18 protein-coding genes are annotated in these 18,421 nt (G+C 52.6%); 12 read left to right on the top strand and 6 right to left on the bottom strand.

Annotated features, from left to right (window positions below):
- Window positions 1-472 precede the first annotated feature (472 nt).
- Entirely contained in the window at window positions 473-2,440 is a 1,968-nt protein-coding gene (locus tag IRJ17_RS27430; protein ID WP_122966143.1) for a methyl-accepting chemotaxis protein, read from the top strand.
- Window positions 2,441-2,522: 82 nt separating this feature from the next.
- On the opposite strand, the gene IRJ17_RS27425 is transcribed toward IRJ17_RS27430, so the two are convergent.
- A complete protein-coding gene (locus IRJ17_RS27425) occupies window positions 2,523-2,747 on the bottom strand; it encodes a hypothetical protein (protein ID WP_122966142.1) in 225 nt (74 codons plus the stop codon).
- A gap of 197 nt (window positions 2,748-2,944) precedes the next feature.
- Here IRJ17_RS27425 and fabL point away from each other — a divergent pair, with 197 nt between their 5' ends.
- The 7 genes from fabL to IRJ17_RS27390 all read left to right on the top strand — a co-directional run bounded on the left by fabL (window position 2,945) and on the right by IRJ17_RS27390 (window position 9,919).
- Window positions 2,945-3,700 (top strand): enoyl-[acyl-carrier-protein] reductase FabL, encoded by a 756-nt coding sequence (fabL, locus tag IRJ17_RS27420; protein WP_063228751.1) that lies wholly within the window; start codon window positions 2,945-2,947, stop codon window positions 3,698-3,700.
- Between the two features lie 112 nt (window positions 3,701-3,812).
- Window positions 3,813-4,226: a GNAT family N-acetyltransferase gene (locus IRJ17_RS27415; RefSeq protein ID WP_063228750.1), complete on the top strand. Its 414-nt coding sequence runs from the start codon at window positions 3,813-3,815 to the stop codon at window positions 4,224-4,226.
- Window positions 4,227-4,273: 47 nt separating this feature from the next.
- Window positions 4,274-4,810 (top strand): DUF402 domain-containing protein, encoded by a 537-nt coding sequence (locus IRJ17_RS27410; RefSeq protein ID WP_005827695.1) that lies wholly within the window; start codon window positions 4,274-4,276, stop codon window positions 4,808-4,810.
- 137 nt (window positions 4,811-4,947) lie between these two features.
- A complete protein-coding gene (locus IRJ17_RS27405; RefSeq protein ID WP_122966141.1) occupies window positions 4,948-6,732 on the top strand; it encodes an ABC transporter ATP-binding protein in 1,785 nt (594 codons plus the stop codon).
- Window positions 6,732-7,952: an MFS transporter gene (locus IRJ17_RS27400; protein ID WP_122966140.1), complete on the top strand. Its 1,221-nt coding sequence runs from the start codon at window positions 6,732-6,734 to the stop codon at window positions 7,950-7,952. Before IRJ17_RS27405 ends, IRJ17_RS27400 begins: the two co-directional genes overlap by 1 nt.
- 115 nt (window positions 7,953-8,067) lie before the next feature.
- Entirely contained in the window at window positions 8,068-9,294 is a 1,227-nt protein-coding gene (locus tag IRJ17_RS27395) for an MFS transporter (protein ID WP_242772539.1), read from the top strand.
- A 79-nt stretch (window positions 9,295-9,373) separates the two neighbouring features.
- Complete coding sequence (locus IRJ17_RS27390; RefSeq protein WP_242772537.1) at window positions 9,374-9,919, top strand: flavodoxin family protein; 546 nt, start codon at window positions 9,374-9,376, stop codon at window positions 9,917-9,919.
- A gap of 82 nt (window positions 9,920-10,001) precedes the next feature.
- Here the strand turns inward: IRJ17_RS27390 and IRJ17_RS27385 are convergent, their stop codons facing one another.
- The 5 genes from IRJ17_RS27385 to IRJ17_RS27365 all read right to left on the bottom strand — a co-directional run bounded on the left by IRJ17_RS27385 (window position 10,002) and on the right by IRJ17_RS27365 (window position 14,312).
- Window positions 10,002-10,868: an NAD(P)-dependent oxidoreductase gene (locus IRJ17_RS27385; RefSeq protein ID WP_242772535.1), complete on the bottom strand. Its 867-nt coding sequence runs from the start codon at window positions 10,866-10,868 to the stop codon at window positions 10,002-10,004.
- Between the two features lie 6 nt (window positions 10,869-10,874).
- Window positions 10,875-11,708, bottom strand: coding sequence for a pyrroline-5-carboxylate reductase dimerization domain-containing protein (locus tag IRJ17_RS27380; RefSeq protein WP_122966136.1), 834 nt, complete (start codon window positions 11,706-11,708; stop codon window positions 10,875-10,877).
- 123 nt (window positions 11,709-11,831) lie between these two features.
- A complete protein-coding gene (locus IRJ17_RS27375) occupies window positions 11,832-12,512 on the bottom strand; it encodes a zinc metallopeptidase (RefSeq protein ID WP_063228744.1) in 681 nt (226 codons plus the stop codon).
- Between the two features lie 250 nt (window positions 12,513-12,762).
- Window positions 12,763-12,903, bottom strand: a complete 141-nt coding sequence (locus IRJ17_RS27370; RefSeq protein ID WP_167470371.1) for a hypothetical protein — start codon at window positions 12,901-12,903, stop codon at window positions 12,763-12,765.
- Between the two features lie 116 nt (window positions 12,904-13,019).
- Entirely contained in the window at window positions 13,020-14,312 is a 1,293-nt protein-coding gene (locus IRJ17_RS27365; protein WP_122966135.1) for a glutamate-1-semialdehyde 2,1-aminomutase, read from the bottom strand.
- A gap of 151 nt (window positions 14,313-14,463) precedes the next feature.
- Here IRJ17_RS27365 and IRJ17_RS27360 point away from each other — a divergent pair, with 151 nt between their 5' ends.
- The 4 genes from IRJ17_RS27360 to IRJ17_RS27345 all read left to right on the top strand — a co-directional run bounded on the left by IRJ17_RS27360 (window position 14,464) and on the right by IRJ17_RS27345 (window position 18,053).
- Window positions 14,464-15,306: a protein phosphatase 2C domain-containing protein gene (locus IRJ17_RS27360; protein ID WP_173600105.1), complete on the top strand. Its 843-nt coding sequence runs from the start codon at window positions 14,464-14,466 to the stop codon at window positions 15,304-15,306.
- Between the two features lie 148 nt (window positions 15,307-15,454).
- Complete coding sequence (locus tag IRJ17_RS27355; RefSeq protein WP_122966133.1) at window positions 15,455-16,465, top strand: ABC transporter ATP-binding protein; 1,011 nt, start codon at window positions 15,455-15,457, stop codon at window positions 16,463-16,465.
- Entirely contained in the window at window positions 16,458-17,252 is a 795-nt protein-coding gene (locus IRJ17_RS27350; RefSeq protein WP_063228740.1) for an ABC transporter permease, read from the top strand. The genes IRJ17_RS27355 and IRJ17_RS27350 overlap by 8 nt, the downstream gene beginning before the upstream one ends.
- Window positions 17,253-17,255: 3 nt before the next feature.
- Window positions 17,256-18,053: an ABC transporter permease gene (locus IRJ17_RS27345; RefSeq protein ID WP_122966132.1), complete on the top strand. Its 798-nt coding sequence runs from the start codon at window positions 17,256-17,258 to the stop codon at window positions 18,051-18,053.
- Window positions 18,054-18,421: the final 368 nt, after the last annotated feature.

The following is an 18,421-nucleotide window of genomic DNA, read 5'->3' as shown; positions in this document are numbered from 1 at the left end:
AAAAATTGGATGTTTGTCGCCAAGAAAAAGACCACGGGCTGATGCCTGCGGTCTTTTGGGCGCACGAAGAAAAGGAAAGACCACAAGCTACTACGCCCATGGTCTGGTAATTGACGAAAGAGAATGTTGAAGATACGAATGCATCTACAATTCGTCGGACCAGGAGGCGCTTCTATATGCAGTTTTTGCAACGATAAGACGATCAGCGAAATCATATGCAAAATCCCATACATTCATCATCATGTTGCATCCTCCTTCCTTCGAGTAGTAGTGGTGTAAAACGTAACCTTAGAATATGGCATTTTTTTCTTGCTGTAAAGCACTTTTTACCTAAATTCTAAAGAAAGTTAATTCTGAAAATAATAAAATATAATAAAAAATAAAGTTGCGGGCGATTTTTGGTTTAAAATGCTTGCTATAATGGGTAAGTATATCTGACAACGAGACTATGCGAAAAGGTGTGGAAATGCAGATGAAAATGCCAAGATTGACTGTCAGAGCCAAGCTGATTGCTTCGTTCTCCCTTATTTTGATTATACCTGTACTCGCTCTTGGTCTGCTTTCGTACCAGAGCGCAAAGGATCGTCTTGAAGAGCAACTGCTGACGACAGCATCGGAAAATGTGCGCTTGGTGGACGAGCTGATTGACCGTACAATGGAAGCCCAATCCAGAGACCTGCAATTCATCGTGTCCGATTTGACAAAAGCTGACCTGGTGGATCAGGCGAGAGACGAACTGCATAAGAAGCTGCAAACTTTCCTCAAGCTGCACCCGGATATTGGGGAAGCGTACGTCGGAGATGAAACAGGGAACATGCTGACAGCGACTGGCGCCAAGCTTCCCGACGGCTATGATCCGCGCCAGCGTCCGTGGTATCAAGCAGCGATGAAGACGCCTGACAAATCGATTATTACCGACCCGTATATCGACGCATTTACGGGCAATGTGATCGTGGGTGTAGCCAAAGCTTTGCCTGACCGCTCCGGCGTGCTCGGGATCGATATTCAGCTCACCGCCCTGAACGAAACGGTGAAGCAGGCGAAAATCGGAACGAATGGCTATATGACCATCCTCGATGCCAACCACAAGCTGTTGATCCATCCGACAGGAACACCTGGCTCAGACATGACAGCGCCTTGGATTGGCGATCTGTACGCCAAAGCGGCAGGGACGTTTGACTTCACAGATGAGAACAAGGAAGCCAAAGCAGCTTTTGTCACCAATGATCAATCGGGATGGAAGCTGATGGGCGTGATGTACAGGACGGAAGCAGCGGATGCGGCCAGCCCGATTTTTTACCGGACAATGCTGGTAATTGCGATCACGATTGTGATTGGGGCAGGGCTTGTGTTTGGCATTTTGCGCTCCTTGCTTCGCCCGTTGCAACAACTGACAGCAGCCGCGAAAAAAATGAGCGAGGGAGACGTCACCCAGCAGGTGGAAGTGAAAAGCGACGACGAGTTGGGCGTTTTGGCCAAAACGTTCAACCATATGGCGGAATCGCTGCGCTCTCTCTTGTTCTCTGTGAATGATTCCGTTCAGCAGCTCGCAGCCTCCGCAGAGGAGCTGTCGGCAAGCGCTGACCAGACGAGCAAGGCGACAGAGCAGATTGCCACGACGATGCAGGATATGGCGACGGGAACAGAACAGCAAGTATCGCATACACAAAAAAGCACCGATGCAGTCGGGCAGATGTCGCAGCGAATCGCCCAGATTGCCAGCTATACGCATGAGGTGTCCGACACAGCCAAAGAGACAGCAAGCATCGCAGCAGAAGGCAATCGCTCCGTACAGTCGGCGGTTCAGCAAATGAACGCTTCCAACGAGTCGATTCTCAGCCTGGCAAAAGTGGTGGACAGCCTGGGGGTACGCTCGCAGGAAATCGGCAAAATCGTAGATGTCATTACGGCGATTGCCAACCAGACCAATTTGCTCGCGCTGAATGCAGCCATCGAAGCCGCACGCGCCGGAGAGTCTGGTCGCGGATTCGCTGTCGTCGCTGACGAAGTAAGAAAGCTGGCTGAGCAGTCATCTGCTTCGGCGGAGCAAATCAGCCATCTGATCAAAGCGATCCAGCAAGAGACCGACCATGCCGTCGATGTGATGGAGCAGAGCAAACGCGAAGTAACCGAAGGAATCGGCAAAGTGAATGAGGCCGGGAAGTCATTTGAACAAATCCAGTCTGCGGTGGAAGATGTGGCGGACAAAATCGAACAAGTCTCGCAAGCGTCGCACGATATATCCGAACAGACGCAACTGGTGGTCGAATTGATCAATCATATTTCCGATGTCACCATGCAAGCTTCCGATGGGACGCAAAGCGTTTCCGCAGCAGCCGAGGAACAACTGGCTTCGATGGAAGAGATCGCTTCTTCCGCGATGTCGTTGGAGCGACTGGCAGAAGATTTGCAAGATCAGATTGGCAAATTCAAGATATAGGGAAAAAGCCCGGCGCAGGAGTGATTCGCTCTCTTGCCGCCGGGCTTTTTGCTATTGCCCGTTCCTTTTCAAGCATCAAACATCAATCGTAAATAGGTTTGGAGGCGTGATCCCAGGCACCGCTGTCGCCGCCTACTGGCCCGCGTGATTCCAATTCGCGGATGACCTTCACGTGCAGGGAAGCCCCTTCTGCGCTCAAGTATGCGGCGAGCTGGGAAAACGTATCGTGAAAGTACAAAAGCTCGTTGATTTCCCACTGGGAAAGCGGGACCATCGTCAATTGGGACAGGTCGCGTCCTATGTACATCGTTTGATTCCTCCTTGATCTTATGCCTGCCCTCTGTTTTTGCGCGTGCTTAGTATGGCTTTTTCAGCGAGGAATGAGTCAGACGAGATTTTGGCTTCCGGTAGCAAAAGCGGAAGGGGAGTTGTATAATGAAAAATGTGATTTTGATTGATTAGTACCTGCTATTAATAGTTGGTGAGTAGGAGGCATTTCTGATTATGAATACAAAAAAAGTAGCATTGGTTACCGGCGGAACGCGCGGTATCGGAAAAGCAATTGCATTGCAACTGGCTGAGCAAGGGTACGACCTGGTTTTGAACTACTTGCGCAACCGGACTGCTGCGAGAGAAGCGGCAGCCGAGCTGGAAGCAAAAGGAGCGCGCGTGCACCTGGTGAAAGCCAATGTTGGCGACGTGGCAAAAATCAAGGAACTGTTCGCAGAGATTGACCAGGAATTTGGCCGTCTCGATGTGTTTATCAACAATGCAGCTTCCGGGGTTTTGCGCCCGCTGATGGAGCTGGAAGAAAGCCATTGGGACTGGACGATGGAAATTAACAGTAAAGCCTTGTTGTTCTGCGCGCAAGAAGCGGCAAAACTAATGATCAAGGGTGGCAACGGCGGAAAGATCGTCAGCCTGTCCAGCCTCGGCTCGATTCGCGTTTTGGACAACTATACGGCAGTCGGCGTGTCCAAAGCAGCTGTAGAAGCGATTACGCGCTATTTGGCAGTGGAGCTTGCTCCGCATAACATCGTAGTCAACGCAGTATCTGGCGGCGCTGTGGATACAGATGCGCTCAAACACTTCCCGAACCGCGAAGAACTGCTGGGCAGCTCCGCAGAACGCACGCCGGCAGGCCGGATTGTCGAGCCGGAAGATCTGGCGAATGCCGTGATGTTCCTCGTTTCCGACAAGGCTTGGATGGTGCGCGGACAAACCTTGATCGTTGATGGCGGTATCTCTCTTTTGACCTAGTTGATTTTTAGGAGCGGTGACAAGGAGTTGGCGACTTTGACGTCTCACTACACAAGACAAAGTTGTCCATGTGTTGTACAATAGAGGAAGAAGGTTACGAAGGAGGCAACGTATGCTGATTCGTCCGTTTCGACTCGGTGACTATTCGGCTATCACAAGTATCTGGCAACAGACGGGCTTGGACCAATCGGACACGGTGTCGTTGAACGATTTGGCCCAACAGTTGGCATGGGACAGCGATTTGGTTATGGTTGCGGAAAAAGACGGCAAAGTTGTTGGGGTCGTGGTCGGCACGATCGACGGAGCACGAGCCTATTTTTACCGGCTGGCTGTTCTTCCCGAGATGCAAGGTTCCGGTATCGGCCGCGAACTCGTGGCTGCCATCGAAAAGCGCTTCAAACAGCGAGGCGTCAATAACGTCCTGATCATGGTCAATCAGGCAAATCCGGAGATCCTTCCGTTTTACCTTTCGCTTGGCTACGAAGTACAAAAATTTGTTACACTTTCCAAAAAGCTCTCTTCCTAAAGGAGGCTTGTCCCCATTCAAAAGAGAAGAGAAGAAAGGGGAGAGTCATGTCACCAACTCCGGGCTCCAATATCCGCATTGAAAGTTATAAACATGATCATTCGCTGCACCGCATTTGGGACAAATCCACGTTGATTCATACCAGTGATGCGGTGGTGATTGGGGGAAACGATCGGGTCAAGGTGACAGAAGCAGACGGGCGGGAGTGGCGTACGCGTGAACCGGCCATTTGCACATTTGGTCGGGGCCAATGGTTCAATACCATTGCCATGATTCGCGACGACGGCATTTACTATTATTGCAACATTGGTTCGCCCTTCAGCATGAAGGGACAGCTGCTCAGCTACATAGACTATGATCTCGATGTAAAGGTGTTTCCCGACATGACGTATTCGATTCTCGATGAAGAGGAGTTTCTGTTGCACAGCAAACAGATGAACTACCCTCCGTTTGTCGTGGAAAAGGTACAGACTGCGTTGCGAGAGGTACTGGATTGGGTAAGCGCGCGCCGCGGCCCTTTTCAGAACGGCTTCGTGCAACGCTGGTACGAGCGGTATCTTTTAGTGCGAGACGATGAGGAATAATCCCTTTCCCGTTATTCGGGGGAGGGATTTCCTTGTAGTGTCAGAAAGTTGGAAATGGCGAAGAAGATCGTACCAATTTGGCTGTGCCTGAACATATCGGGTACAGCCAAGTTTGCTATGGGAAGGAGGTATGCTGGTTGAGCATACGCCGCTATTTGGCATATGTCATGCCCTATTGGAAACAAATTTTGGGCACTATATTGATAGGTATCATCAAATTTTCCATTCCGCTTGCCTTGCCGCTCCTGATCAAATACGTCATTGACGACCTGCTCCCCAGCTCGATGCCCCGCGAGGATAAGCTGACACAATTGTTTTGGCTGATGCTTGGGACGTTCTTGATGTTTACGGTCGTACGGGCGCCTGTCGAGTATATCCGCCAATATTTCGCGCAGTGGGTGTCCAGCCGCATTTTGTTTGATATCCGCAACCAGCTGTACGCCCATTTGCAGCGGTTGTCGATGCGTTACTACAACAACACGAAGACGGGCGAGGTCATTTCCCGGGTTATTAACGACGTGGAATCGACGAAAAGCTTCGTGGAAACAGGCTTGATGAACTTGTGGCTCGATCTGATTACGATCGTACTGACGCTTTTGATCATGTTTTCCATGGATGCGGAGCTGACATTTGTAGCGATCGTCGTTTTTCCGCTGTATAGTCTCTCTGTCAAATTTTTTTACAAAAAACTGAGACAGCTGACGCGGGAACGCTCTGCCGCTTTGGCGCGACTCCAGGGGTATTTGTATGAACGAGTGAACGGGATGGCGCTGATCCGAAGTTTTGCTCTGGAAAGTCACGAAAGCAAAGGCTTCGCAAAGGAAAACAACCAGTTTTTGGACAAAGCGCTGGAGCATACCCGCTGGAATGCCCGGACGGTTTCTGTCGTCAATACCGTCACGGATATCGCGCCGTTGCTCGTGATCGCCTATGCAGGCTACCAGGTGATCGGCGGAAGCATGAGCGTAGGGACACTGGTGGCTTTTTACGCTTATTTGGAACGCTTGTATACCCCGTTGCGGCGCTTGGTCAACTCCAGCACGGTGCTGACGCAAGCGATTGCTTCGATGGACAGAATGTTCGAGTTCATGGATGAATCGTACGATATTGAGGACAGTCCAAACGCTCGCGAGCTGCCTGTTGATCCGGCGACGGGACGTATTCGCGGAGAAATTCGCTTTGAGCATGTATCGTTTCGTTACCGGGAAGAAGGGCCGCTTGTTTTGCGCGACGTCAATCTGACGATTCAACCTGGCGAGACGGTCGCCATCGTCGGAATGTCCGGTGGCGGGAAATCGTCTTTGATCAGCCTTTTGCCGCGCTTCTGGGACGTGACGGAAGGGCGGATTACCATCGATGGAGTCGATGTCCGCGACTTGAAGCAGCAAAATTTGCGCTATCATATCGGACTGGTGCAGCAAGACAACATTTTGTTTAGCGAATCGGCAAAAGCCAATATTTTGATGGGGAATCCGGAAGCGGATGAACATATGGTTCAGGAAGCTGCCCGCGCCGCCAATGCCCACGATTTTATCAGCGAGCTGCCAGAAGGATACGATACAGAGCTGGGCGAGCGGGGCGTGAAGCTGTCGGGGGGACAAAAGCAGCGGGTCGCTATCGCCCGGGTGTTTTTGCGCGATCCGGGAATATTGATTTTGGATGAAGCGACCTCTGCTCTCGATCTGGAGTCGGAGCATATGATCCAGGAATCGTTGAATCGCCTGACCAGAGGGCGCACGACGCTCATTGTGGCGCATCGCCTGTCCACGATCACCCATGCAGACAAAATCATCGTCATGCGCGAGGGACAAATTGTGGAACAGGGCAAGCATGAGGAGTTGCTGGAACAAAAAGGCGTGTACTATGGCCTGTGGAGCGTCCAGGATTTGGGGATTGATCGAGGGGGAATGGAGGGAATCTGATGGAAATATGGCGCCGCAATCTATACGTGTTATGCGGATCGCTGTTTGTCGTCATGGTGGCGATGAGTATGATCATGCCTTTTTTGCCGCTGTACATTCAGCAAGATTTCGGAATTGACGATCCGCATCAGGTGACAGCATGGGCGGGAATTATTTTCGGGGCCAATTTTTTGACCGCCGGACTCGTTTCTCCCATTTGGGGGAACTTGGCTGACAAGCACGGACGCAAGATCATGATTTTGCGATCCGGCTACTTCATGTCGATCACGGTAGCGTTGACAGGCTTTGCAGGCAGTTTGTGGCAACTGTTGGCGCTGCGGCTGATCAACGGACTGGTGGGAGGAATCATCCCGGCCAGTACGGCGCTGGTTGCCTCTTCCGTTCCGAAAGAGCGCATCGGCTGGGCGCAAGGGCTTTTGCAATCGTTTATCACGGCAGGGACGATTATGGGACCGCTTTTTGGCGGAGTGCTGGCGAATCAAATCGGCTTTCGCATGATCTTCCTGATTACAGGCAGTCTGCTGTTGCTGGCGACTTTGGTCATTACGTTTACGGTAAAAGAGAGCTTCGTTCCACCTGAAAAAAAGGACCGGTCCAGCCTGAAGGAAGATTTTCAAATGATCTTTTCGTCCAAAGAGCTGCCGGCGCTCTTTTTTGTAACCGTGATGATCCAGTTTGCCTTGTTCAGCATCGTGCCTGTATTGCCGATCTACATATCGCAGTTGGTCCAATCAGAAGGAGCAAAAGTCGCGCTGTGGGCCGGAATCGTCCAGGCGGCGATGGGGATTGCCAATGTGTTTGCTTCTCCGCAGCTCGGGCGCTTGGGTGATCGCTTTGGCTCGCAAAAGGTGCTGCTGTTCGCCTTGCTTGGAGCAGCGATCCTGTTTATTCCGCAGGGGCTTGTCTGGACCGTGTGGCAACTGGTCGTGCTAAGGTTTTTGCTCGGTTTGTCGCTGGGAGGCTTGCTCCCGTCAGTCAATGCGCTTTTGCGGCGGGCCACGCCATCCCATATGGTCAGTCGCGTCTACGGTTACAACAACAGCTTCGTCAGCATCGGAAGCATGCTCGGGCCGATGATCGGCGGTTTTATGGCTGGCTACGTAAGCATCAACGGCGTGTTTTTTATGACGAGTGCTTTTTTGTTCATCAATGCAGGCTGGGTGTACTACAGCTTTTTCCGCAACAAAACTGTACAATCTACAGATTCTGGAATAGACTAAAACATATTGGATGAAAAGAGGTGCACCTCCATTGTGATGATCGGTCGGCAGGAATAATCGCATATTCCGTCAGGGCGATGGAAATATGTCCTGAACCGACAGGAGGTTGTGCATCGTGTGGCATAGACGTTTTCTATTCCTCTGGGCGGGTCAGACATTGGCCAATCTGGGGGATGTTTTTTATATTGTGGCGTTCATTTCGGTCATTTACGCCGTATCCGGTTCTGTCATGTACACGGCGTTTGTTCCGGTGGTCATTTTGTCGGCGCAATCGGTCAGCGGCTTGACAGCGCCGTTGCTTTTTCGCAGACTGTCGCTTCCGTCCATGCTGGTGCTGTCGCAAGCGCTGAAGACGTGCTTGCTCGCGGCAGCGGCTGTGCTTGTCGACAGGACAGCAGGCACCAACGGTCAGGCGATCTGGCTGCTGTTCGGATTGGGCGGGCTGATTGCCTTTATGGATGGCTGGGCCAATCCCGCACGCAATGCGTTGGTGCCGCAGCTTGTGGAACGCGAGCAGCTGATCAGGGCGAACGGCTTGCTTGCGACTTCCGATCAGACGGTTCATTTTGCCGGTTGGGCAGCGGGTGGACTGCTCGTGGCGTTCCTCGGAGCAAGTGCGGTTTTGTGGGGAACGGTAGCGGCTTATGTGTTGGCATCTTTGGCAATGCTCGCGGTCAAGCCGGAAAAAGCTGCTCCAGACATGACGGTTGTCGAACCGCCGCAGGAAAATTGGCTGACAGGCTGGAAAGCGATTCGCGATGTGCCGCTCTTGCGGCAGCTCGTCGCACTGGATGTCGTCATGGGCGTCTCGGGAGCGGTCTGGATTGCGGCTATTTTGTTGCCGTACGTGCTGGAAGCGTTGGGCCGAGGAGAAGAGTGGTGGGGCTACATCAATGCAGGCTACCTGCTCGGCTCCATTTTGGGGGGCACGCTGCTGCTGAAGTACGCGGACAAGATGAATCGCCAGCTGTATCGCTGGCTGCTGGCAGGTGTTGGCGGGGCTGCTGCGATGACCTTGCTGTTTGGCAGTACGACGTATCCGCTGGCTGCCTTGCTCTTTTCCTTTGCGCTGGGGCCGTTTTTGGAGATAGCCCTGGTGAGCAAGCAGACAATTTTGCAGCAGGAGACAGAGACGCCGATGCTGCCGTACGTTCTGTCAGCAAAAGGGACCATCGATGCGCTGGTGTTTGGACTTTCCTCGCTGTTGATGGGGGCGCTGGCGCAGTGGCTTGGCCCGAGAGCGGTTTATTTGCTCTCCGCAGTGCTTTTGGCAGGCGCGGCCTTTTTCGTTTGGCGTTTGCGGCAAAAGCAACTCGCAAGTGCGCGCAAGCAAACTGTCTAAAACATGTAACCCTCTGGCGATTGCCGGAGGGTTTTTTGATACAATGACAGGTAAGAAAACAAGGAGTGGAGTGAGCCGCATGAACATTCTCGTTTTGCATGGTAGCTCAAGAGAGGGTGGCAATACCGAACAGCTGACGAATATCGCGCTGGAAGGGATCCCGCACACAAGCATTCACCTGCGGGAGAAAAACATTTTGCCGATCCACGATCAGCGGCATGTGGAAGGTGGCTTCACGGCGGTAGCAGATGATTACGACGAAGTGACGGAAGCCGTTTTGGCCCACGATTTTTTGATCTTTTCCACCCCGATCTATTGGTACGGCATGTCCGGCTACATGAAAAATTACGTGGATCGCTGGTCGCAAAGCCTGCGGGACAAACGTTACGCCTTCAAGGAATCGCTCGGGCGCAAACAGGCTTATGTCATCACGACGGGCGGCGACCAGCCAAGGATCAAAGGACTGCCGCTGATCCAGCAGTTTCAGTACGTCTTTTCTTTTGTGGGAATGCCGTATGCGGGCTACATCATTGGCGAGGGCAACAAGCCGGGGGATGTTCTCGCGGATGCGCAGGCTGTGGCTTCGGCTAAGCAGCTCAATGCGTGGCTGAAATCGCAGCAATAAGGCAGAAAAAAAGACCGGAAATCCGGTCCCAGATTGTCGAGAAACCCCACACATGGTGAGGTTTCTTTTGCTTTTTAAAAAGCTATTTGCTGGTCGGAGTCGCGCCCTTCAGATGGCGCAAAATCGCCATCAAATCGAGTTCGCCCAACCCTTCCTCCAGGGCGTGGCGATAGGTGGCCTGCGCGGATTCCGCCAAAGGAGTAGCTACGCCAGCCTCGCGGGCAAGCCGCAAATCTTTTGCCATATGCTTCAAGGCAAAAGCGGCAGGGAAGTCGTCTGCGAGAATCGAAGCAGCTTTGCCGCGAATCAGCGAGGTTCCTACTGCGCTTTGCGAGATAATCTCCAGCATTTGCTCGGTGTCGATGCCAAGCGAGCGGGCGAACAGCAACGTTTCCGCTACTCCTTGTACCGTGATGCCGAGCAGCAGGTTGATCGCCAGCTTGGCAGACGTTCCCGCTCCATGCGACCCGAGGTAAACAGCTGCTTTGCCGAGCTTGTCCAGCATCGGCTTCGCTACGTCATAATCCGCTTTCTCGCCGCCGACCATGATGACCAGTTGCGCTTCCTTCGCCGGACCGACACTGCCAGAGACGGGAGTGTCGAGAAAACGCAGCCCGACTTTTTTGCTTTGCTCCGCCAAAAAGCGGGAAGTCTCCGGCGCAATCGTACTCATGTCGATCGCGAGCTTGCCGGAAACGCGGGCAGACAGCAAGCCGTCTGTTCCTGTATAAATGGCTTTCACAGCCTCGTCATCACTTACCATGGTGAACAACACATCGCATTCATCGACCAGTTGCGCGAGTGATTCGGTTTGCTTCGCGCCGAGCGCAACGAGCGGAGCCGCTTTTTCGGGTGAGCGGTTCCAGACGCGGACAGCGTAGCCTGCGGACAGCAAGTTGCTTGCCATCGGTACGCCCATGTTGCCCAAGCCAATCCAACCTATGATCATGTCTGATTACTCCTTTTCATCCATTTGTTTTCCGACCTGCTTTTGCACAAGCTCTTTCAAGGCAGCGTGTTTCGATTCGGTCATGGCAAACAGCTCGTCGAAGCCGCCCGGCAATGTTTTGGCGAGCACGCGCAGCCCTTCTTCGGTGATTCCGCCTTTTGTCGCAACGCGCTCGATTAGCTGGTCGAAGCCAAGCTGTTCGTTTTTCAAAAGCAAAGCGGTGCCGAGCATCGTTTCCACGAGAATGGTTCTGGCTGTCGCAATATCAAGCTCCGGCGTCTTGCGGACCGCTGCTTGTGCAAACGAATCGAGTATCCCGGCTATCAGTCCGGGTGCGCTGCTGCTCAAAATTGTGGCTGTTTCGATATTCGTCTCTGTCACTTCCTGCACTTCGCCGATTGCGGACAGCAGGGTGAACAAGCGGCTTCGTTCCTCTGAACTCACCCTGTCGCTTGCCGTATACAACGAAACGCCGTGCAGCTCGGATGACGTCACGGTAGGAATCACTTTGCTGACTGGCCCGGCATGAACGCTCTCCAGGTCGGAGATGCTGACTCCGGCAGCGACAGAGACGATGTGCTTCTCGCGAGGAATCGTCAGCTTTTCCAGAACAGGCAGGATGTCCAGCGGCTTCGTACAGATGAAAATCAGGCTGGCCTGCTCGCAAATCGCTTGGGCGCTATCCGCGACAGCTACTCCAAAACGGGCTTGCAGCGCGTCCGCTTTTGCCCGCGTGCGGTTGAAAACGACGATGTGTTCAGGGGAAATCACTGCGCTTTTGCAAAAAGACTTCACCAGCATTTGCCCCATACTTCCTAATCCGATAATCCCGATGCGCATGTGCAAAACCTCCCGTCCCATTGTATCGTAAGTCTACGCAAAAAGGTACAGTCTCCCGGTAGGGAAGAGACTGTACCTTGTACTAAGCTTGTATTGGTTTTGGCTTTGTCAAAAGCGATGCGATTAGTCGTCCGAGCTTCGGAAGATCATGATGTACTTCGCGAGTTCGAGTACAGAGATCAGAGCGGCGGCGACGTAAGTGAGGGCGGCAGCACCGAGCACTCTGCTTGCCCCGCGTTCTTCTTCGTTGCGGATAAAGCCCATTCGCACCATCAGCTCTTTGGCACGGCTGCTGGCGTTGAACTCGACTGGCAACGTGATGAGCTGGAAGGCAACGGCACCGGAGAAGAAAATGATCCCCAGGAGCAAAAGACCGGACATATGGAAGAAGAAACCGGCGAGCAACAAAAGCGGCGCAACACCCGATACGAGATTGACAACCGGGAAAATGCGGTGGCGCGCTACGAGCATCGGATAAGAAACTTTATGCTGGATCGCATGGCCGACTTCGTGACAAGCAACAGACAGCGAAGCGATGGAGTTGCCAAAGTATACAGGATCGGACAGGCGAACCACACGGGACATCGGATCGTAGTGGTCAGTCAGCGTACCTGGAATATGTTCGACGGGAACGTTGGTCAAACCGTTTGCATCGAGCATCCGTCTCGCCGCTTCAGCCCCGGTCAAACCGGAAGAAGTAGGGACCTCGGCATAGCGGTTGAAGGTGCCTTTTACTCGGAATTGAGCCCAGAGAGACAGTCCGAATGCAATGAGTATCAGAAAATCCATCGGGTGAAAAAACATTGAACAATCACTCCTTTTTATCTGCATGAAGAAACACAATAGCAGTTCCTTACACATTTTGTCCCATATCCATGTATACGAATAAGTGTCAGGGCAGTTTCATTAATTTTATTGTACAATCTCTGACCATTCTTGACAATATCACCACCTGCTTATATGTGCAGATTGACTCTTGCTACATGTGAAGCCAGCTTTTCCTCACATAAAAAAACAGACACATCCGTGAAGAATGTGTCTGTCTTTTCGCCGTTTACCGATCGTGGTTTTGCGTTTTGTGATGCTCGGTTTTGCGCGGGTTTTGGAAGCCGACGACCTCCAGCATTTTGCTGCTCTCTTTGGAATCCAGCGTCTTTTCCGGAGCTTGCGGGTACGTTTTTTCGCCTTTTGACACCTAGATCTCCTCCTCGCGATGATACTCACTGCAATTGTTAGTATCTCCAAAAGGCAGGAAACCGGGCTTGGCAATGCTTGTCTCGGCGTCAGGCTCACGTACGCAGCTAAGCTACACTACGCGTTCAACTGTGCGAAGGCGCGGTCGACAGCCGAGATTGTTTGCCGGATGTCATCTTCCGTGTGCGCGGTGGTGATGAACCACGCCTCGTACTTGGAAGGAGCGAGGCAAATGCCTTCATCCAGCAAAAGGCGGAACATTCGGGCGAACAGCTCGCCGTCTGCTTTTTGCGCTGCATCGTAATCGCGAACAGGCTCGTCTGTAAAGTACACAGCCATGGCCCCTTTGACGCGGTTGAGCTGGATGGTGACGTCGTGCTTGCTCGCTGCATCGCGGATGCCTTTTTCCAGCAGCGCGCCGAGTCGCTCAAATTCATCGTACACGCCAGGCTGTTTCAGCACTTCCAGACATGCGATTCCGGCGCGGATCGATGCGGGATTGCCCGCCATTGTGCCCGCTTGGTAGGCAGGACCGAGCGGCGCGACTTGCTCCATAATCTCGCGGCGTCCGCCATATGCTCCGATTGGCAAGCCGCCACCGATGATTTTGCCGAGCGCGGTCAGGTCAGGCGTTACGCCCAGCAAGTTTTGCGCACCGCCGTAGCAGAAGCGGAATGCGGTGATGACCTCGTCGTACACAACGAGCGCGCCTGCCTCGTGCGTGATGCGGTTCACTTCTTCCAAAAAGCCTGGCTCCGGCGTGACGATACCGAAGTTGCCGACGATTGGTTCGACCAGGACGCAAGCCGTTTCGTTGCCCCATTTGTTCATCGCTTCGGCGAACGCTGCAACGTCATTGAATGGAACCGTGATCACTTCGCTGGCGATGCTTTGCGGAATACCCGCACTGTCAGGGATGCCGAGTGTGGAAGGGCCGGAGCCTGCCGCAACCAGCACGAGATCGGAGTGACCGTGGTAGCAGCCCGCAAATTTGATGATTTTCACGCGTCCGGTGTAGGCTCGTGCCACGCGAATGCACGTCATGACAGATTCCGTACCGGAGTTGTTGAAGCGGATGCGCTCCATGGATGGAATCGCTTCGCGGATCATGTTCGCAAAAGTGACTTCCCAAGGAGTTGGCGTACCGTACAACGTTCCGTTGGCCGCCGCTTCCGTAATGGCTTTTGTGACGTGCGGGTGAGCATGTCCGGTAATAATCGGGCCATACGCCGCCAAGTAGTCAATATATCGATTGCCGTCCACGTCCCAGAAATACGCGCCCTGGGCACGCTCCATCGTAACGGGCGCTCCCCCGCCTACGGCCTTGAAAGAACGGGAAGGGCTGTTTACCCCGCCGAGAATAACATCCATGGCTTGTTCGTGCAGTTGCGCGGATCGTTCACGTTTCATGCGATTTTCCCTCTTTTCTTTTCAAAAAAGTCCTTCATTATCTTAACACAGCAAAAGTCACCTGGATATGGATGGGGAGCTATAGCTGGGGAAAAGGAAAAATGATACAATTTTCAAGCAAATCACTTCACGTAAAAGGCGGTAATCCACCATGAAACTTGAGTGCATCTCCATCAAAGGAACCGGCAATACCAATGAGGACGCCTATGTGATCTCGCAGGCCGATCAGGTGTACGCGGTGATCGACGGTGTCTCGTCGCTCGTTCCGTACGAAAACCGATTCGGGCAGACAGGAGGAGCGATTGCAGCCGAGCTGGTGAAAAGGAAGCTGGAAATCATGCCGCCTGACGCTGTGCTGTCCGATTACCTGACGTTTGTCAACGAAAAGCTGCGGGAATTGATGCGCGAGAGCGAGATTGACTGGAAGCAAAAAGAAGCATTGTGGGGAGCGGCATGTGCAGTCGTTCGGGTGAAAGAGCAGCACATCGAGTATGCCCAGACTGGCGATTGCATGATTTTTGCGGTCTATGAAGACGATACGGTGCGGCCTTTGACGTTTCCGCAAGTTTCGCTGCTGGAGCAAAACGCCATTGCCCGGTGGGAAGACGGGATTCGCGAGGGGCTGTCTACCCGAGCCGAGCTGCACGAGCGATGTAAGGACATCCTGATTCATAACCGCTATCAGGCGAACGGATCAGGAGGATATGGCGTTTTGAACGGAGATGCGGCTTGTGCGGATTTCATAGAGTATGGACGGATCAATCGGATCGGATTGAAGGCGCTTGTTTTGGCGACAGACGGTCTGTTCATGCCACGACCAACAGGCGGAAAAGAACCGGGGTGGGAAGAAACGGTATTGCCAATCGTCCACAAAGGGCTGCAACGTTACACGGATGAGCTGATCGCACTGGAAAACAACGATCCCGAATGCATCCGCTACGCCCGCTTCAAAAAGTCGGACGACAAGACGGGCATTGTCGTGAATTTGCGCTGACAGTTTGTTACAGTTTGCCTTTTGCACATTTTCATGCGCTCATATACACTAACAGTTGTTCATGACCGTTTTGCCAGCCGCAAGTGGTCACATCTCTTTGCATGAAAAACGTCAAGGCGTTTTTCCACTAAAAAAAGGATGGTTATCCATGATTCAAGTGAAGAACCTGCAAAAGGAGTTTCGCATCCACCAGGCCAGAGCGGGTCTCGGGGGTGCTTTTCGTGATTTGTTTAGTCGCGAGTATAAGACCGTCAAGGCAGTGAATGACCTTTCTTTTACCGTGGAAGAAGGGGAAATGTTCGCTTTGATTGGGGAAAATGGCGCCGGGAAATCGACGACGATCAAAATGCTGACGGGCATTTTGACGCCAAGCGAGGGCGAGATCGTCATCAACGGCTACGTTCCGTTCAAACAGCGCGAGGAATACGTGCGCTCCATCGGTGTCGTATTCGGACAGCGTTCGCAGCTCTGGTGGGATTTGTCGCCCATGGAGTCGTTCCGGTTGCTGAAAAGCGTCTACAAAGTCGACGGGCCAGAGGGAGATAAGTGGCTAGACCGCTTGATTGAGGAGCTGGAGATCAACCCGTTTGTCAGCCAGCCAGTGCGCAAGCTGAGTCTGGGTCAACGGATGCGCTGCGAGGTAGCGGCGTCATTGATTCACAAGCCGCGCCTGTTGTTCCTCGATGAGCCGACAGTTGGGCTGGACGTCTTGGTGAAGCAAAAAATTCGCGAGTTTTTGCGCAATCTGAACGAAACGGAAAACATGACCATCCTGCTCACGACCCACGACGTTTCCGATATTGAAGCGCTCTGTAAGCGGGTGCTGGTCATGGACAAAGGCAAGCTGATTTTTGACGGCCTGCTCAGTGACCTGAAGGAAAAGTGGGGCAATGGCACAGAGGTGTCTTTCCAGATGAAAAAGCGCACACCCGCCGACGAGCTGCGCAAGACGCTTGGCGAGATGCCGTGCGAAATTTCCCAGGTAAACGAATATACAATCAGTGTGAAAGTGCCGCAGAGCCAGGAAATGCTGCCGTTTGTCCTGTCAACGGTCATGTCGACGTTCGAGGTCAGCGACGTAAAAATCATGGAGACGAGCACAGAAGATATTGTCCGCAACATTTACCAGGTGGATACAGGGGTGCGGGGCCATGCATAAGCTCTACATGGAACTGATCCGCATGCGCTTTTTGACCATGCTCGCTTACCGGGTGAATTACTACAGCGGGATCATTATTTACGCGATCAACATCGGAGCGTACTACTTTTTGTGGGGCGCAATCTACGGCGGCCAGCAGCAGCTTGGCGGCCTGTCGGTCGAGCAAATGACTTCCTACGTCGCGATTGCCTGGATGTCGCGCGCCTTTTACTTCAACAACATCGATACGGAAATTGCCCAGGACGTACGGGAGGGTAAGGTCGCGATCGAGATGATCCGCCCTTACAATTACTTGTCGGTCAAGACAGCGCAAGCATTTGGGGAAGGGATATTCCGCTTCCTGTTTTTCGCAGGGCCAGGAATTTTTCTCATCAGCCTGATTATCCCGTTTCATTTTCCCGCGACAGCGACTGGCTGGGGATTGTATTTGATCAGTCTCATGTTTGCTTTTTTGATCAACACGCAAATCAACCTGCTGACGGGGCTGTTCACCTTTTTCCTGTTCCGCAACGACGGGATGATGCGGGCGAAGCGTGTCGTCGTTGATTTGATGTCGGGCCTGGTGCTGCCGATCAGCTTTTTCCCGGGCTGGGCGCAAACGGTTATGGGCTTTTTGCCATTCCAGGCCGTCAACTACTATCCGAGCCTGATTTTCACAGGGGCGATTACTCCGGGGCGTTCCTGGGAGTTGATCGGCTTCCAGGCGATCTGGATGGTTGTTATTCTGGTTCCGATTCTGATTTTGTGGCGCATGGCCCGAAATCGGCTGGTCGTGCAAGGGGGGTAGCATATGCAAAACGTCAAGCACATTTTCGGTATTTTCGCCGACTACCTGGGCCAGTATTTCAAGACGAGACTTGCCTATCGGGCTGACTTTCTCGGGGATTTTGTGTCCAACTTGATTTCCGAGCTGATCAATCTGGTGTTCATCATCGTCGTCTTCACGCATGTGCCGTTGATGAAGGAATGGACGCGGGACGAAATCATTTTCATTTACGGTTTCTTTTTGGTGCCGTATGCCTTATTCTCGATGTTTTTCGGGTTTTGGGACTTCAACGAACGCTATATTATCCGGGGCGAAATGGACCGCATCTTGACCAGGCCGATCCACAATCTGGCACAGGTCTGTCTGGAGTCGATCGCACCGGACCGGATTTTCGGCGTCATCACAGGGCTGATCATCATGGGCTATGCTGCTTTTCAGCTCGATTTGACGTTTTACTGGTACGACCTGTTCATCTTCATCGGGCTTGTGATCAGCGGCGCCCTGATTTACGGCGGGGTGTACACGGCGATTGCCGCCGTCAGCTTTTTCTCCGATTCCCGGACAGGAATTGCCCCGATGATTTACAACATCCAGCAGTACGGGCGTTACCCCGTGGATGTGTACAACAAGGCGATTCGCTTCGTGCTGACTTACGTGTTGCCGTTTGCTTTTGTCGGGATTTACCCGGCGGCTTACTTTTTGCGAAAAGAAGTGTGGTATACGTACGCAGCACTTACTCCGGTAGTCGCGGTCATCTTCTTTGGCATCGGCTTGCTCGTCTGGAACTGGGGCGTCACCAAGTATCGGGGAGCGGGGTCGTAGTGGCAGAAGCTACTTTTGGTGCGATTTGGTAGGCAGGAGCAGGATTATGGATTTTTATTTGGGAACGGTTATGGTAATATTAGAGGTAACGAGCTTGAAAGAAAAAAAGACCGTCCGGCGGCTACCGGAACGGTCTGGTCTGTACAAACGAGGCTTCCCTCAAAGGGGACGGCTCAAAATTTGGTGAAGAATAGACCGCCGAGGAGCAGTCAACTCAAGGGCGGTCTATTTCTTTTTGGTCCAGGTAACTACCTATAGCACGTGGCGACTTTAGGCTGAGAAGCCCCATTTTTTTAAAAATATATCCAACTAAATCAATTGGAAAATAAAGATAAAATGTCGATTTAACAGTTTCGTCTATTGTCAAA

It is taken from the genome of Brevibacillus parabrevis (assembly GCF_022701015.1).
Classification (GTDB): Bacteria; Bacillota; Bacilli; order Brevibacillales; family Brevibacillaceae; genus Brevibacillus; species Brevibacillus parabrevis.
Note: the sequence above shows the minus strand (reverse complement) of the source record. Positions and strands in the feature narration are given on the sequence as shown.